Raw genomic sequence first — 14,749 nt, 5'->3', positions numbered from 1 at the left:
TGCCGGTGACGGGCAGGTGGGTGTCGGTGCGGTGTGAGAATCTCCGGGCATGAGTTACGACCTGGCTGTCTGGGAGGGCGAGAGGCCGGCGGATGACAAGACCGCCGCCCGGGTCTTCAACGACATGTACGACCGCTGCATCGACGGCGAGGTGGAAGAGCCTCCGTCCGAACGCATAGCGGCCTACGTTGCCGCGCTGCTTGAGCGGTGGTGTGACCTCACAGAGGACGAGGAGGACACCTCGCCCTGGTCAACCGGGCCGTTGATCGGCGAGGCCCGTGGCCCGCTGATCTACTTCCCCATGCGGTGGAGCATGGCCGAGGAGGCATCGGCCTACGCGGCAGCCGTGGCGGAGTCCATGGGGCTGGTCTGTTTCGACGTGCAGCAGAACCGGCTCAGGCCATGAGGAGAGCCGCCAGCCGGCGGTAGCCGATGGGGCTTTCGGCTATGCCGACGAAGGCAAGGAAGTGCTCGGCCTTGCGCTCGTAGCGGCGATGGAGGCGACGGCAGCCGGCCAGCCAGGACACGGTTCTCTCGACCACCCAACGATGTCGGCCCAACCGCTGCGCGGACTCGATGCCCTTGCGGGCGATGCGTTGGCGGATTCCCCGCGCGCGGAGCCATCGGCGCAGGTGGCCGTAGTCGTAGCCCTTGTCCGCGTGCAATTTCGCCGGCTTCCGGCGCCGAGGCCCGCGGCGGGAGCGGATGGGTGGGATGCCGCACACGAGCGGCTCCAAGCCCTGACTGTCGTGCATGTTCGCACCGGAGATGCCCAGGGACAGAGGCAGTCCGTTCCGGTCGGTAATCAGGTGGATCTTCGATCCCAGCTTGCCGCGGTCGGTCGGATTCGGTCCGGTCAGTGGCCGCCTTTTGCCGCCCGCAGACTGACCGAGTCGATCGCGCACCGCGACCAGTCCAGCTCACCCCGCGCTCCGAGTTCGTCAAGGATCACACGGTAGAGCTTCGCCCAGACCCGGTCCCGGCTCCACTGGGCGAATCGGCGGTAGACCGTGGGCCAGGCAGGGCCGAACACCGGCGGCAGCTGCCGCCAGGTGCAACCCGACGTCGCCACGAAGATGATCGCTGCCAGAGCCTCACGGTCACCCGTCCGACGCCGGCCACCGCCCTGCGGACGTATCACCTCCGTCGGCGGCACCACCCGTCTGGACAGCACCCACAAGTCGTCCGGCACCAACCGGTCAACCAGATCGGTCATGCGCGGCTTGGGCACGCGAAGGGCACACCGTCCCCAAATTGGACTAGACAACAAGAAAACCCCCGGGTCTCTGACCTGGGGGTTTCTACTGGAGCGGGTGACGAGAATCGAACTCGCGCTCTCAGCTTGGGAAGCTGATGTTCTACCATTAAACTACACCCGCGTAAGACAGACGGACCCGGATCGGGGCCGTGTCCGAACGCTCGCTCACTGTACCTCATTGCAGACCTGCGTGCTGGAGCCGCAGGTGTTTCGGGTATGTCCCTCGGCATGGGATCCGGCTGCGGGGGAACTGAGTTGGGGCGTACCGTGGTGGCGCGGCCGAGGGGCCGGACGGGGGCGGAGTGCCGCCTGGAGGGTCGTCTCTTTGATGCCCTAATGTGGCTTTTGTCGTCAGGGCAGTCAGCCAGACGAGGCTCTTGGGGAAGGGACTCTTGGACTTGATGGAACGCACCGTCCTCCGCTGTGCCGATGGGCACGTGTTCAGCACCGCTTCGTTCCCGATGCAGCAGGCCGAGCGACTCGGCCCCGGTCGGCTCGTCCGGTGTCCACGGTGTGCCCGGTTGCGCAGTGCCGTACCGGTGGCTCTCGAGAAGCGGTAGCCGCGGCAGCGGACAGCAGTACCTCGGCGCGTGGAACCGTCACGATTGTCACGGCTCCGCGCGCCTTGCGTATCCTCGGGACGTGCTTCTCTCAGACAAGGACATCCGGGCCGAGATCGACGCCGGACGGGTGCGGATCGATCCCTACGACGAATCCATGGTGCAGCCGTCGAGCATCGACGTGCGGCTGGACCGGTACTTCCGGGTGTTCGAGAATCACCGGTACCCGCACATCGACCCCTCCATCGAGCAGGCGGATCTCACCCGGCTCGTGGAGCCCGAGGGCGACGAGCCGTTCATCCTCCACCCCGGGGAGTTCGTCCTCGCCTCGACGTACGAGGTCATCACGCTGCCCGACGATCTCGCCTCGCGGCTCGAGGGGAAGAGCTCCCTCGGGCGGCTCGGGCTCGTCACGCACTCCACCGCCGGGTTCATCGACCCCGGGTTCAGCGGGCACGTGACCCTGGAGCTGTCCAACCTCGCCACGCTCCCCATCAAGCTCTGGCCGGGCATGAAGATCGGGCAGCTGTGCATGTTCCGGCTCAGCTCGCCGGCCGAGTTCCCCTACGGCAGCGAGCGGTACGGATCCCGCTACCAGGGGCAGCGCGGGCCCACGGCCTCGCGGTCCTGGCAGAACTTCCACCGGACGCAGGTGTGAGGGCCGCGCCATGAGTGAGGTGCGGGAGAACCTGAGCTACGAGCGGTTCGGCACGGCCGTGCGCGAGCTCGCGCAGACCATCGCCGACGACGGCTTCGAACCCGACATAGTGCTGAGCATCGCGCGCGGCGGGGTCTTCGTCGCCGGCGGGCTCGCCTATGCCCTCGACTGCAAGAACATCCACCTCGTCAACGTCGAGTTCTACACCGGTGTGGGGACCACGCTCCCCATGCCGGTCATGCTCGCTCCCGTTCCGAACGCCATCGACTTCTCCGACAAGAAGGTGCTCATCACCGACGACGTCGCCGACACGGGGAAGACGCTGAGGCTGGTGCGCGACTTCTGTGTCGACACCGTCGCCGAGGTGCGGTCCGCCGTGATCTATGAGAAGTCCCACTCCCTCGTGAAGTGCGAGTACGTGTGGAAGCGGACCGATGACTGGATCAACTTCCCGTGGAGTGTCCTGCCTCCGGTGAGCAAGTCGGGGGAGGCTCCCAAGGAGAACAGGGAAGCGCTTTGAGCTGCCCGTGACGGCTGGGTGGGGGGTTGGTCGGTGAGCTGGGTGGCCAATGTGATGGTCTCCGCCGACGCCGCGGACTGGAAGAACGTCGAGGCGCTGAGCGACTGGCTTCGGGACGAGGCGCCGCGGCGGCGGCAACCGGGCGTTGTCGGCGTCGGTTCCCTGCGGCTGATCACGGGGCCGGATGCCGGATGGGGTGGCGGAAAGAATCCTGAATGTGAGGTTTGGGCCGGTGCTCTCAACCATGCCGACCTCGACGCGCTCCGGAAACGGTTCGCCGGGACGCCCTGGCGGGTTCCCAGTGCCGTACAGCTCCTGATCATGGATCAGGAGGAGTGGTTCTTTCGCCTGTGGATGATCCGAGACGGGGAGCTGCAGCAGTACGCCCCGCTGGAACCGTCCGAGGAGGACGACGCGTTCCACGGCACCTGACCCGAACAGCGGAGAAGGGCTCCGGCTGTCGTCCAGCCGGGGCCCTTCTCGTGTGGTGCCGACGGGTGGGCTAGAACGTGCCGAGCTTCACGATCGACAGCAGGGCGATCAGCTGGATCGCCGACGCGCCGAGGGCCTTCGGCCAGGGCAGGTCGTGGGAGCGGCTGACCATCAGGGTCAGCAGGGCGCCCGCGGCGATCCACGTGGCCCAGCCCAGCAGCTGGACGAAGCCCGCGTCGCCGCCGAAGAACATGGCGAGGGCCAGACGGGGCGCGTCCGTGATGGACATGATCAGCATGGAGAGGCCGACCGTGGGCTGCCAGGCGCCGTCGCCGCCGAGCTGACGGGCCAGGGTGTGGGTGACCACGCCCAGGATGAAGGCCGACAGCACCATCGCCACGGCCGTCGTCAGGACGATCGGCACCGCGTTGGAGAGGGTGGCGTTGATCGCGTCCGCACGGGCGCCGTCGAAGCCGAAGACGGCGAGGAGACCGTAGAGGAAGGTCACGATGAGGGCCGGGCCCCACATCGTGTAGTCGCGCATCCGGAGGAAGGTCTGGTTGGGGGAGAGGACGATTCCCCGCAGCAGTTCCTTCCAGTGCAGGGGCGGGCCTATCGGGCCGGACGGGGCCGCCGCGCCCGCGTGGTAGGTCTCACCCTGCGTGTAGGAGGCGGCCTCGTCGATCGAGAAGGCCTGGGTGTGGCCCGGCCTGTCGGCCGCGTACGGGTCCGGGGCGCCGCCCGGACCGGGGTAGCCGCCGCCGTCGCCGAAGTACTCCGGCCCGTCGCCGCCCTGGCCCCCGTAACCGCCGCCCGCCTGCGGCCACTGGCCGCGTCCGCCCGCGCCACCGCCGTACTGCGGCCGCTGCTGCGGGTACGGCTGCGGCGCCGGCGGGTAACCGTACGACGGTCCCTGCGGCGCCTGCCGGCCGTGCGACGGTCCCTGCGGCGCCTGCCGGCCGTGCGACGGTCCCTGCGGGGCCTGCCGGCCGTGCGACGGTCCCTGCGGGGCCTGCTGTCCTTGCGGGGCACGGCCGTCCCGGCCCCCGCGTCCGATCCTGAATCCAGCCACGTCTTCGAACGTACCCGGTCCCGCAGAGTGACGTGCCGGACCCGGCGTCCGGGCCCGGCTTTGCTGCCGAGCTGTGACATCCCCTAAGGGGTCGTCAGGGCGGTTTCGGGGAGTCGTCAGGGTGGCCTCGTGGCCGGTGAGGGGGTCAGCCGTTCAGTACCGAGCCGTAGGCCGGTGTGCCCGCCGTGGACACGCCGGTGGCGGCCGGGCCGAAGCTCAGCGCGCCGGTCGTGGTCGGACCGGTGGCCGTGCCGCGCAGGGACCAGACCGTGCCGTCGCCGGAGTTCTCGCCCGGGCCGCCGACGGTGAGTTCCGGCCGGTGGTCGCCGGAATGGTCGGCGATCACGACGCGGGCGCCGAAGCGGTCGCCCTTCTCGGCCGTGCCCGGAACGCCCGCGGTGTTCTGGGTGAAGCTCCTGGCGCCCGAGGTCTTCAGGCCGGAGGCCGAGCCGTACAAGACGGTGACGGCGCCGGCACCCGCGTCCTCGCCGGACGCGCCGACGGCCAGGTCGGCGTAGCCGTCGCCGTTGAGGTCGCCCAGGAAGACGCTGCTGCCGAAGGCGTCGCCGGTCTCGGCGGCGCCGGGGACGCCGACGGTGTCCTGGGTGACGACGAACGGGCTGCGGGAGGTGTCGCGGCCGTCGGGCCCGCCGTAGACGATCGTGACCTTGCCGCCCTTGGCGCCCGCCGGGTCGGCGGAGGGCTCGCGGTCGTTACCGACGGCGATGTCCGGGTATCCGTCGTGGTCGATGTCGCCGATCGCGGAGACGTAGCCGGCGGGGAGGCTCTGCATCCAGTCGGCGTAGTTGGCGATGGACGGGTCGGCCAGGTGGGTGATCGCCTTGTCGCCACCGGACGCGCGTCCGTGCATCACCATGCTGGCGTGCCACGAGGCCGACCCGGGTCCGAGGGACAGGGAGGTGACGCCGTACGCGTCCGAGTAGGCGTCGAGGTGCGCGCCCGAGCCGCCGCCGAAAGCGCCGGTCCTGGTGAGCGGGCCGTTGACGAAGGAGAGGTTGACCGGGCCGGTGGAACCGGCCGCCACGTCCGTGTCGCCGTCGCCGTCGAGGTCGCCCGCGGCCAGCGCCTGCCCGTAGCGGTCGACGTCCTGGTGCCAGTAGTTCATGAGGGTCCGGCCGCCGGACAGGCCGGATGCGGAGCCCCAGACGATGACCACCGTGCCGTCGTTGGTGTCGCCGTCGGTGTCCTCGCCGGGGGCGCCGACCAGGAGGTCGGCGTAGCCGTCCTTGTCCAGGTCGGCCGAGGCCACGGCGGCGCCGAAGGCGTCGCCCGCCTCGGCGGTGCCGGGTATGCCGGCCGTGTTCTGGGTGAGCAGGGTGCGGGTGGAGGTCTTCAGACCGGTGGAGCCGCCGTAGACGACGGAGACGGCGCCCGCCTGCGCGTGGCCGCCGACGGTGGCGCCGGGCGCGCCGACGGCGAGGTCGACGCGGCCGTCGCCGTTGAAGTCGTACGGGGCGGCGGTGCCGGCGGCGTGCGCGGCCGGTGCGGTCAGGACGAGCGGGGCCAGGGCCGCGGCGAGGACGGCGGCGGTGGCGCGCAGGCGCATGGGGTTCCCTTTCCCGGAGCGGAGCGGTCGGTGTGTCACTGGGCGATGGCCCAGCCGAAGTCCCCGTTGCCCTTGAGGGCGACGTCGGCGGCCGTGACGGACTTGGCGCCGCTGGTGGTAAGGCCGGAGGCGGAGCCGCGCAGGACGGTGACGGCGCCGTGGCCGTTCTCGCCGCCGGCGCCCGCGACGAGGTCGGCCTTGCCGTTCTTGTCGAGGTCGACGAGGCGGACGGCCTGACCGAAGTCGTCCCCGTACTCGGCGGTGCCGGGGACGCCCGCGGTGTTCTGGGTGTAGGACGTCGAGCCGGACGTCTTCAGGCCGGACGCGGAACCGAACAGGATGGTCACGGAGCCGGCGTCCCTCGCGGAGCCGGTGTCCTCACCCGGGGCGCCGACCACGACGTCGGCGTAGCCGTCACCGTTGACGTCGCCGGTGCTCAGGGCCGCGCCGAAGAGATCGTCGGCCTCGCCGGAGCCGGGGACGCCGGAGGTGTCCTGGTTGATCACCGTGGGTTTCTGCGCGGGGTCGGGGCCGCTCGGTCCGCCGTACCAGACGCTGATCTGTCCGCCCTTGTGACCGGAGGCCTTGTACTGGGACGGGTCCTGGTGGTCGCCGAGGACGAGGTCGCCGTAGCCGTCGCCGTTGATGTCCGCGACCGAGCCCGCGAAGCCGTCGGCGTCCGGCAGGTCCTTCAGTGCGTACTTGGCGCCGGTCCAGGTGAGGTAGCCGATGACCCCGCCCTCGTCGCTGTCCAGGGTGTACGGGTACACGCGCTCGGCGGTGCGGTCCCCGTTCAGGTCGCCGGCGTTGACCTCGTAGGTGGAGCCGACCTCGGGGACCGAGGACTGGCTCGCCGGGGTGCCGGTGCGGGTGAAGGGGCCCCGCCACACGCGGGTGTGGCTCTGGCCGGTGGCGGTGACGTCGTATCTGCCGTCGCCGTCGAAGTCGCCGACCGCTAGGCCGGAGCCGAAGCCGCCCCACTCGGCGAGCGTGGACGGCTGGGGCAGCGTGGCACCCCCGGACAGGCCGGACTTGCCGCCCCACAGGACGGTGACGGTGCCGACTCCGTCCCGGTCGCCGATGCTCTCCCGGGGGGCGCCGACGACGAGGTCGGAGTAGCCGTCGCGGTCCAGGTCGCCGGCGGCCAGGCTGGTGCCGAAGCCGTCGAGTTCCTCGGCCGTGCCGGGGACGCCGGTGGAGTTCTGGGTGATCACGGTTCGGCGGGTGGCCGAGACGCCGGAGGACGAGCCGTAGAGCACGACGACGGCGCCGGCCAGCTGCTCCGAGCCGACCTGGGTGCCGGCCGCGCCGATGGCGACGTCCCGGTAGCCGTCGCCGTTGAAGTCGCCGGACAGCCCGGAGGGGGCGGCGGTGGCCGGGGTGGCGGGGAGAGCGGTGAGCAGGCCGGCGGTGAGGGCTGCGGCCGGCAGGAGGGTGGACTTGCGCAAGGCGAGGACTTTCGTACGGGGATGCGGGGCATGCGGGGACGGGCCCGGGCGGGTGGCCGCGGACCCGTTCCCGAGGGGGGAGAACCGGGGTACGGCGGCTCAGTCGGCGAAGAGGGCGCCGAACTGCGGGCTGCCCGTCGTCGAGACGCCCGCGGCGCTCGCCGAGACGGCACGGGAGCCGGTCGCGGTGATCTTCGTGCCGTTGGACGGCAGGTAGGTCAGCGCGCCGTCGCCGCCGTTCTCGTACGAGCCCACGACCAGGTCGGCCTTGCCGTCGCCGGTGACGTCGTCGAGCTTGACGTCGGCGCCGAAGAGGTCGTTCTTCTCGTCGCCGTCGGGGACGCCCGCGGTGTTCTGGGAGAAGGCCTGGGCGCCGGTGGCGGTGTTGATGCCGGTGGCGGAGCCGTACAGGACGGTGACCTGGCCGGTGTTGCCGACGCCGTCGATGTCCTCGTTCGGGGAGCTGACGACCAGGTCCTGGTAGTGGTCGCCGTTGACGTCACCGAGGTCGAGGTCCCAGCCGAAGCCGTCGCCGGTCTCCGCGGTGCCGGGCACGTTGCCGGTGTCCTGGTTGACGGACTTGACGGTGCCCGGGCCGTTCGCGGTGCCGTAGGTGATGGCGACCCGGCCGCCCTTGGCACTGTCCGGGATGGTGGTGCCGTCGCTGGCCTTCGTGTCCCAGGAGGCGCCGCTGACGATGTCGCCGAAGCCGTCGCCGTTGATGTCGCCGACGGCCGTGATGATGCCGGACTTGAGGGCCTTGGCGCCGGACACGCTCAGGCCGTTCGCGGTGCCGGGCAGCCAGTAGTTGGTGTTCCAGTGGGACGAGGTCCTGGTCTCGTACCCGTCGACGATCAGGTCGGTGCGGCCGTCGCCGTTGACGTCACCGGCGGTCAGGCTCATCGGACCGTAGGGCGAGTCGTTGCTGCCGTTCTCGATGGGCGGCTTGACGGTCGTACGGCCGCCCGGTGTGCCGGAGGTGCTGAAGCCGCCCTTGTAGACGTAGAGCGTGCTGGAGGAGCTGCCGACGGCCAAGTCGGCCTTGCCGTCGCCGTCGAAGTCGCCCGCGGCGAGGTCCTTGCCCCAGTAGTCGTGGGAGCCGGTGGCCGGGTCGGGCACGTCGATGCTCTTGCCGGTGAGGCCGCTCGCGGAACCCCAGAGGATGGCGAGGGCGCCGCCGTCGGTGTCGGTCCCTACCTTCTCGTAGGGGGAGCCGACGGCGAGGTCGTCGTAGCCGTCGCCGTTGAAGTCGGCGTACGCCAGCTCCGCGCCGAAGCCGTCGCCGGCCTCGGCGGTGCCGGGGACGCCGGCGGTGTTCTGGCTGAGAGTGGTGCGCTTGGCGGCGGTCACGCCGGAGGCGGAGCCGTACAGCGCGACGACCTGGCCGGCGCCCTTGTGGCCGCTGACGTAGGCGGTGGCGGCGGAGGTCACCACGTCGCCGATGCCGTCGCCGTTGAAGTCGGCCTTGGCGACCGTGGTGGAGTCCGCGGCCGAGGCGGTCGTGGCCGCGAAGGTGAGCAGACCGCCCGTCAGCGCGGCCGCGGTGGCCGTCGCGAGGGCGAGTCGCAGGGGTCTGTGCATGCGGGGTCTCCTGCTGCATGCGGGGGATGCCTGGCGGGGCATCCGCAGTCGATGGGGTGCGACCGTTCCGCGGTGCGGCGATGCGTGCTGCGCACGGGAGCGGTCGGCGATCAGGAGACCTGTGGCGGGGGGTAAGGGTTGTACGTGAGTTCGGTTAATTTCTGGGGCTGGTTCTACCGAGGTTGCTGTGGGGAGCGCCCGCTCCCCACAGCAATCCGCCCGCCGTCCGGCCCGTCACCTGCGGGCCGCCTCCCACAAGGTCACCGCGAGTGCGGTGCAGGAGGTCACCGCCGCCAGGGACGGCAGCGGCCAGCGGCCGCGTTCCAGGGCGTCGAGGCGGTCCTCGTGCTCGCCGAGCGTCTTGTCGGTCTGGTCGGCGCGCTGGAGGAGAAGGGCCAGGTCTCCCCGGGTGGTGGCGAAGCCGACGTCCACCGAGCGGCGCAGGCGCTCCAGTTCCAGGGCGACTCCTTCCGCTTCGCGGGTCGTCACGGTGAGCCCTCCTTGCGCAGCCAGGAGGGCAGGAGGCGTTCCACCTCCGGCAGGGCCATGACGCGGGTGAGCGCGGCGGCGACCGCCACCACACCCGCGACGGCGGGTGCGTTCCTGGCCGAGGGCTCCCCGGCGAGCAGCGGGAGGAGGGCGACCAGGGTCTGCAGGGTCGTCCGCAGGGTGCGGCGCGTGGCATCACTCAGGCGCGCGGTGTCACTCATCGGGCGGGCCTCCTCAGCTGCCGCGCGGCACGCGCAGCAGGTCCCAGCTGGTGCGCCCGGGGATGCCGTCGGCGGCCGGGCCGCTGTAACCGAGCCTGCGCTGCCAGGCGGCGTACGAACGGACGTCCGCCTCGCCCCACACCGGGCCGGGGCCGACGGTGTACCGGCCGCAGCCCTCGGCCACGAGGCGCCGGCCGACTGCCGTGATCAGGGAGCTGCGGCGGCCGGTGACGAAGTAGGCGGCGCCGGGGAAGGGTTCGTACGACGTCGGGCCGGGGACCGGCCGCAGGCCGAGGCGGGCGTCGATCCTGGTGCGCATGCCCGGCATCGAGAAGGACGGGTCGATCTTGCGGCGCGTCCATTCCTTGTGGCCTATCACGCTGGCCGCGTGCCAGCCGTGGGCGCGGCACAGGGCGGCCGACAGGCGTTCCACGGCGTCGAGTTGGGGCGTCGGGTACGGGTCGCGGCCGGTGCCGAGGTTCTCGATCTCGAAGCCGTAGAAGTGGGCGTTGCCGTCCACGGCGTCCGGGCCCGGTGCGGGCGGCGGGGTCTTCTCGGCGACCACGGCGGACAGCACGGCCGTGGAGCCGGAACCCGCGTGGTTGGTACGGCCGTAGCCCACCAGGTGCACGGTGCCGTCCTTGGTGACCAGGCCGATGCAGAGCGGGCCGGGAAGGGCCGGGGTGCCGTCGAGGCACAGGCGGAGGCTGTCGGAGCCGGCGGTGTGGTGGAGCATCACGCCGTTGACGGGGCCCCAGGGGCCCTTGTGGTTGCGGTTGTGCGTCCGCCAGTCACCGTGCTCGCGGACGACGACGCCCTCGGCGCGCAGGGCGCGCACGAAGGCGTCCGGAGTGAGGGGAGTGGCCATGGCGTCCTCAGGTGACGGGGGTGACGGTCACGAAACGGTTGGTGAAGGTCGCGGTGGAGCTGGTGGCGGCGGACTTGTAGGCGAGGGTGGCGGTGTACGAGCTGTTCACCGTCAGGCCGGTCACCTGGAACTGGGTGCTGGCGGAGCACAGGTTGGTGCCGTAGGAGACCGCCGCCCGGGCGTCCGCGGCGGCGGAGGTGACGGTCGTGCCCAGGCGGACGACCGCGGAGACGTAACAGGCCGTCGCCGCACTGCTGTTGATCCGGGCGCCCACCGTGACCAGGACGGCACCGGAGGCCGGGGCGGTGAACGTGACCGCGGTCGGGTCGCCGGTGGAGCCCGTGAGGGTCTCCACATACGACGTGGAGGTGGTCGTGCCGGTGGTGGTGTTGGCCTTGTGGACCGGGCCGGGGGCCAGACGCGCCCAGGTGGTGCCCGTGTGGTACCAGAACTGCTTGGGCGTGCTGAGCCAGACGAGCATGCCGGCCACCGGGGACGTCACCTTCGTGTCACGCGTGGCGGCGTCGGCGAACCGCAGCACGGTGCGGCCGTCGACTGCCTCGGCGAGGGACTGGATGTGCTGCGGGACGTTCGCGGCGTCGGCCGGCTGCGGGTAGGGGAGACTGCCGAGCGGGGTGAGCAGGGCCATGACGGCTTCCTCCTTGTGGGGTGCGGGCGGGTGGTCAGCTGCCGAAGGCGGGCGGGAGCGTGTCGAACGGGCTGCCGTTGTCGCCCGAGCGTGCGGCGGCGCTGTCCACGGGCACGGGTGTGGCGACGTTGCCGTCCTGAGCGTGGTCGTCCCCGGCGGGGTCGTCCTGTGCGGAGACATCTGCCGGGAGCTGGTCGCTCATGCGGCACCACCCGGCGGCTGGAGCAGCTCGCGGTAGCTGAGCCTGCTCTGCGTGAGGTCGTCGAGGGTCGGGAACTGAGCGGCGACCAGGGCGTAACTGCGCCGGGTGCCGTACTTCGGGTCCACCGGCGGGTCGGGCGTGAGGCCGGTGTCCAGGGGGACGCCGTTGTAGGACGTGCCGCGCAGGGTCAACGTCTGCTGGGGTACCGAGCCCGCCTGGCAGGTGGTGCGGATGCCGACGACCCAGGCGAGAGTGTCCAGTGCGGCACCGGTGGTGTCCACCACCCGTACGACGTCGCCGAGTTGGATGCGCGGGTCGTGCAGGACGTCCACCTCGCCCAGCACGGGGACCGGGTAGCGGCCGGCGTCGAGCATGGCTTGGGAGAGGTCGGAGGCCACCTGGCGTTGCTGCACCCAGTCGGTCGCGGGCGCCTGGTACACCTGCCTGCCGTAGTAGTACTGGCTGTCGGCGTTGCTCAAGGCGTAAGTTCGCTGCGTGGGATCCGCCGTCCGTCTCTGCGGCAGAATCTGCACGGACGGCTTGCCGTCCTTGGTGACCGTCCACACACTCGCGGGCCCCTGGTTGACGAAGCGGACGACGTAGTTCGGCCCGTCGCGCCGCGAGCTGACCGTGACGCTTCCCTTGACCGAGGTGCCGCCCGTGGCCGCGCTGCCGAAGCGAACCTTGTGCCCGGTCATCGTCGAGGCGTCATCCTCGATCTTCAGGGGGCCGATGTCCAGTTCGTCCTGGGCCATGGCGTACGCCACCTCCACCGCCGCACCCGGTTTGATCTCCCGTACGGCGGTGTCGGTGCTCGTGTCACCGTAGGTGATGCGTACCGCGGTGTAGTCCAGGTAGGGCTGTTCGCAGTGGTTGCGGCAGGCGTCGATCTCCTCGGAGACGGTGAGCGCGGCGATGTCCCGCAGGGCCGTGACGGTCACGTCCGGCTGTGCGGGCACCTTCTGGAACCGCCCCGGGCCGCGCCAGTGGAAGACGCCCTGCTCGTCGAACTCGGCTGTGGACATCGTGGCCCGGGCGATCTCGGTGATGGCCTCCCACTGGGAGCCGGAGACCTTCGGCACGTCGAACAGGGGGACCGTGACGTCGTCCAGTTCGGCGGCCTTGGTCCAGCGGCCCCGCTGCTCCCACTCGTCGGCGGTGTAGGAGTCGAGGTCGGGCCAGGCCTGGTCGGTGACCTGGAGGCACTCCACGGCCACGTCGGTCTTCAAATCGACGCGGTACAGCTCGGACGGCGGCTGCATGGAGGAGGTGTCGAGGAACGTGCCGTACCCGGCGGAGGGGATGACGTACTCGCCGTCTGGTGCGGTCAGTCGCGGGTACACGGTCGCCGGTGTGGCGGCGGACGTGGTGCCGGCCCGGGTGTCCACGGTGAAGCCCAGGTGCCAGGCGCCCTTGAGGGACGCCAGCTTCGGCACGGTCCAGGTGATGACCTGGCCGCTGCCGCCGACCGTCGCGGAGGTGATCTTCACGGTGCCTGCCGCGAAGTCCAGGTTCAGGATGTAGTTGCCGTAGGCGCCCGCGCTGCGGTCGAAGACCAGCTTCAGCTCCAGCGTGCTGCCCACGGCACGGGCCGTGTTCACATGCAGCTCGGCCATGAACACCTTGCCGGCCACGACGAACCGGGACCGTGGCATCCAGGACACCGCCAGCCCCGGTGCGGCCGGCATCAGGGCCATCTCGTGCGGCGCGCCGTCCCGGATCCAGGAGTACGACGCCGGGTCGGGCAGCGTCTCCGGCTGGCCGTGGGTGGCGTTGAACCCGCCGTGCAGGGAGGCGTACAGCGCGGTGAAGGGCGCGGTGACGTCGGTGCTCGCCGCGGCTGCGCGGGGCGGCGGGCAGGTGTGGATGCCGCCCTGGCGCAGCAGCTCGTCGACGCACCAGGTGGCGCTCGCCACCGGCCGGGCGTACAGCAGGCCGTGGTACGGCCGGGGCAGCAGGGCCGGTCCGCGCAGCCGCTCGGCGCCGTCCAGGGCCTGGACCGTGACGGTGTCGGTGCCGGAGACCGCGCTGCGGGAGCGGACCGTGCCGCGGAAGGCGGGCAGGGTGGCGCCGAGCAGGCCGGTCTCATGTACGACGGACTGGCCGGGGCGTACGGCGTCGCCCGTGTACCGCCCGGCCCACGCCGAGTACAGCTGGGGCGCGGGCACCCCGCTCGCGCCACCGAGCTGCATCTCAAGCTGGGCGGAGGCGCTGCCGGAGAAGGCCCGCATCGCCTCGGGCAGGTCGGTGCTGTAGGCGCGTTCGGCCTTCCACGACTGCACCTGGGGGCCGAGCTCCCGGCCGCCGCACCGGGTGGTGTGCGCCGGGGTGCGGTCCGGGGCGGCGAGTGCGTCGTCCAGTGCCGGGTCAGAGCTGAGCACCGCGCACCTCCACCAGGTCGAGGCTGACGTTCCGGTAGGGCAGCGGGGCGGCGGGCACGTCGGTGCAGGCGGTGACGCTCATCGCCGGGCAGCCGTCGCCGAGCGAGAACGCGGTCGTCGGCTCGCCGATGGTGAGGCAGGCGCCGGCGAGCCCGAAGAGGCCGGTGGCGCCCGGTCCGCCGAGCGGGGTGACGAAGGCGGCGTCGGCCGGGGCGGTCCCGGTGACGCCGGTGTCGTTCGCCGAGGCGGAGGCGAGGTACGACCCGTCCACGGCCTTCCAGTCCAGCTGGGCGGTGGCGGTCGCCGGATTCCAGTCGGGCGGCAGCAGCCACGACACCTGCATGCCGGGCATCACCGGCCACCCGGTCCACACGCCGTGCCGCCAGCCCAGGCGGCTGGTCGCGTCCTGGAATTCGGCGAGGACGGTGTCCGAGACGGACGGGCTGATGACAACGCTGCCCTGCACGGTGAACCAGTGGTCGGTTCCGCTGGGCCGGCTGCTCTGGGCGGTCGCCTGGTACGGGTCGAGCAGGTTCACGGACGCCGGGTCGAGCAGCGCGATCGGCCCGTACGGCGGCTGCGGACCGGCCTGGAAGCCGGGCTCGTTGACCCGGCGGGCCAGGCGGATGAGGTGCTGGGCGTCGTCCGGGGGCAGGGCGTCCCAGGACAGTTTGATCCGGCGCACGGTGCGTGCCGTCGAGACAGTGGTGATGTTCCCCTCGAGGGACTTGAACTCGGTGACGTTCAGATCGGCGGTGCGGTCCCAGCTCTTCGCGGCCTGGGCGATCTCCCGCATGAATCCGGGCCGTCCGATCCACAGGTTCCTGGCCATGGTTGCTCCTC

Annotated in this window: 16 protein-coding genes and 1 tRNA gene; 4 read left to right on the top strand and 13 right to left on the bottom strand. The window is 71.4% G+C overall.

All coding sequences use genetic code 11. The features are described 5' to 3' along the window. The first annotated feature begins 49 nt into the window (after positions 1-49). A complete protein-coding gene (locus tag ACFYZQ_RS09885) occupies positions 50-406 on the top strand; it encodes a hypothetical protein (RefSeq protein ID WP_389143973.1) in 357 nt (118 codons plus the stop codon). Here ACFYZQ_RS09885 and ACFYZQ_RS09880 read toward each other — a convergent pair. Next, positions 396-1,216 (bottom strand): IS5 family transposase gene (locus ACFYZQ_RS09880; protein ID WP_389144736.1). Its coding sequence is split into 2 segments (ribosomal slippage): positions 396-863 and positions 866-1,216, totalling 819 coding nucleotides; the frame shifts between segments, so codons are not numbered across the junction. The two genes, ACFYZQ_RS09885 and ACFYZQ_RS09880, sit on opposite strands and share 11 nt — an antisense overlap. 89 nt (positions 1,217-1,305) lie before the next feature. Further along, positions 1,306-1,379 (bottom strand) — tRNA-Gly (locus tag ACFYZQ_RS09875). 521 nt (positions 1,380-1,900) lie between these two features. Here ACFYZQ_RS09875 and dcd point away from each other — a divergent pair. From dcd to ACFYZQ_RS09860, 3 genes are read left to right on the top strand one after another with little or no spacing between them, the layout of a single operon-like run. Then, a complete protein-coding gene (dcd, locus tag ACFYZQ_RS09870) occupies positions 1,901-2,476 on the top strand; it encodes a dCTP deaminase (protein WP_389143971.1) in 576 nt (191 codons plus the stop codon). Between the two features lie 10 nt (positions 2,477-2,486). Beyond that, entirely contained in the window at positions 2,487-2,996 is a 510-nt protein-coding gene (locus ACFYZQ_RS09865) for a phosphoribosyltransferase (protein ID WP_389143968.1), read from the top strand. Positions 2,997-3,029: 33 nt separating this feature from the next. Beyond that, a complete protein-coding gene (locus tag ACFYZQ_RS09860; RefSeq protein ID WP_389143966.1) occupies positions 3,030-3,428 on the top strand; it encodes a squamosa promoter-binding protein 15 in 399 nt (132 codons plus the stop codon). Between the two features lie 70 nt (positions 3,429-3,498). On the opposite strand, the gene ACFYZQ_RS09855 is transcribed toward ACFYZQ_RS09860, so the two are convergent. From ACFYZQ_RS09855 to ACFYZQ_RS09805, 11 genes are all read right to left on the bottom strand, one after another. Beyond that, positions 3,499-4,500, bottom strand: a complete 1,002-nt coding sequence (locus tag ACFYZQ_RS09855; RefSeq protein ID WP_389143963.1) for a Yip1 family protein — start codon at positions 4,498-4,500, stop codon at positions 3,499-3,501. A gap of 145 nt (positions 4,501-4,645) precedes the next feature. Beyond that, the gene (locus ACFYZQ_RS09850; protein ID WP_389143960.1) at positions 4,646-6,067 is read right to left on the bottom strand and encodes a hypothetical protein; all 1,422 of its coding nucleotides are present in this window, start codon (positions 6,065-6,067) and stop codon (positions 4,646-4,648) included. Between the two features lie 35 nt (positions 6,068-6,102). Further along, positions 6,103-7,515, bottom strand: a complete 1,413-nt coding sequence (locus ACFYZQ_RS09845) for an FG-GAP-like repeat-containing protein (protein ID WP_389143957.1) — start codon at positions 7,513-7,515, stop codon at positions 6,103-6,105. A gap of 99 nt (positions 7,516-7,614) precedes the next feature. Continuing rightward, positions 7,615-9,096: an FG-GAP and VCBS repeat-containing protein gene (locus ACFYZQ_RS09840; RefSeq protein ID WP_389143954.1), complete on the bottom strand. Its 1,482-nt coding sequence runs from the start codon at positions 9,094-9,096 to the stop codon at positions 7,615-7,617. Positions 9,097-9,330: 234 nt separating this feature from the next. Then, entirely contained in the window at positions 9,331-9,585 is a 255-nt protein-coding gene (locus ACFYZQ_RS09835; RefSeq protein ID WP_389143951.1) for a hypothetical protein, read from the bottom strand. Further along, positions 9,582-9,806, bottom strand: a complete 225-nt coding sequence (locus tag ACFYZQ_RS09830; protein ID WP_389143948.1) for a hypothetical protein — start codon at positions 9,804-9,806, stop codon at positions 9,582-9,584. Before ACFYZQ_RS09830 ends, ACFYZQ_RS09835 begins: the two co-directional genes overlap by 4 nt. Positions 9,807-9,819: 13 nt before the next feature. After that, positions 9,820-10,674, bottom strand: coding sequence for a peptidoglycan-binding protein (locus ACFYZQ_RS09825; protein WP_389143945.1), 855 nt, complete (start codon positions 10,672-10,674; stop codon positions 9,820-9,822). A 7-nt stretch (positions 10,675-10,681) separates the two neighbouring features. Next, complete coding sequence (locus tag ACFYZQ_RS09820) at positions 10,682-11,323, bottom strand: hypothetical protein (protein WP_389143942.1); 642 nt, start codon at positions 11,321-11,323, stop codon at positions 10,682-10,684. A 34-nt stretch (positions 11,324-11,357) separates the two neighbouring features. Beyond that, positions 11,358-11,525, bottom strand: a complete 168-nt coding sequence (locus ACFYZQ_RS09815) for a hypothetical protein (RefSeq protein ID WP_389143939.1) — start codon at positions 11,523-11,525, stop codon at positions 11,358-11,360. Further along, a complete protein-coding gene (locus tag ACFYZQ_RS09810) occupies positions 11,522-13,906 on the bottom strand; it encodes a hypothetical protein (RefSeq protein ID WP_389143936.1) in 2,385 nt (794 codons plus the stop codon). Before ACFYZQ_RS09810 ends, ACFYZQ_RS09815 begins: the two co-directional genes overlap by 4 nt. Next, positions 13,893-14,738 carry a hypothetical protein gene (locus tag ACFYZQ_RS09805; RefSeq protein ID WP_389143933.1) on the bottom strand — a complete coding sequence of 282 codons (846 nt, stop codon included), beginning with the start codon at positions 14,736-14,738 and terminating at the stop codon, positions 13,893-13,895. Before ACFYZQ_RS09805 ends, ACFYZQ_RS09810 begins: the two co-directional genes overlap by 14 nt. Positions 14,739-14,749 lie beyond the last annotated feature (11 nt).

It is taken from the genome of Streptomyces sp. NPDC001843 (assembly GCF_042891955.1).
Lineage (GTDB): Bacteria > Actinomycetota > Actinomycetes > Streptomycetales > Streptomycetaceae > Streptomyces.
This window is presented reverse-complemented; position numbering and strand designations above follow the sequence as displayed.

Excerpts from the sequence above, each read along its gene's own strand:
- ACFYZQ_RS09885 (WP_389143973.1), top strand. The coding sequence starts at position 50 with ATGAGTTACGACCTGGCTGTCTGGGAGGGCGAGAGGCCGGCGGATGAC.
- ACFYZQ_RS09865 (WP_389143968.1), top strand. The coding sequence starts at position 2,487 with ATGAGTGAGGTGCGGGAGAACCTGAGCTACGAGCGGTTCGGCACGGCC.
- ACFYZQ_RS09850 (WP_389143960.1), bottom strand. The coding sequence starts at position 6,067 with ATGCGCCTGCGCGCCACCGCCGCCGTCCTCGCCGCGGCCCTGGCCCCG.
- ACFYZQ_RS09840 (WP_389143954.1), bottom strand. The coding sequence starts at position 9,096 with ATGCACAGACCCCTGCGACTCGCCCTCGCGACGGCCACCGCGGCCGCG.
- ACFYZQ_RS09830 (WP_389143948.1), bottom strand. The coding sequence starts at position 9,806 with ATGAGTGACACCGCGCGCCTGAGTGATGCCACGCGCCGCACCCTGCGG.
- ACFYZQ_RS09825 (WP_389143945.1), bottom strand. The coding sequence starts at position 10,674 with ATGGCCACTCCCCTCACTCCGGACGCCTTCGTGCGCGCCCTGCGCGCC.
- ACFYZQ_RS09820 (WP_389143942.1), bottom strand. The coding sequence starts at position 11,323 with ATGGCCCTGCTCACCCCGCTCGGCAGTCTCCCCTACCCGCAGCCGGCC.
- ACFYZQ_RS09815 (WP_389143939.1), bottom strand. The coding sequence starts at position 11,525 with ATGAGCGACCAGCTCCCGGCAGATGTCTCCGCACAGGACGACCCCGCC.
- ACFYZQ_RS09805 (WP_389143933.1), bottom strand. The coding sequence starts at position 14,738 with ATGGCCAGGAACCTGTGGATCGGACGGCCCGGATTCATGCGGGAGATC.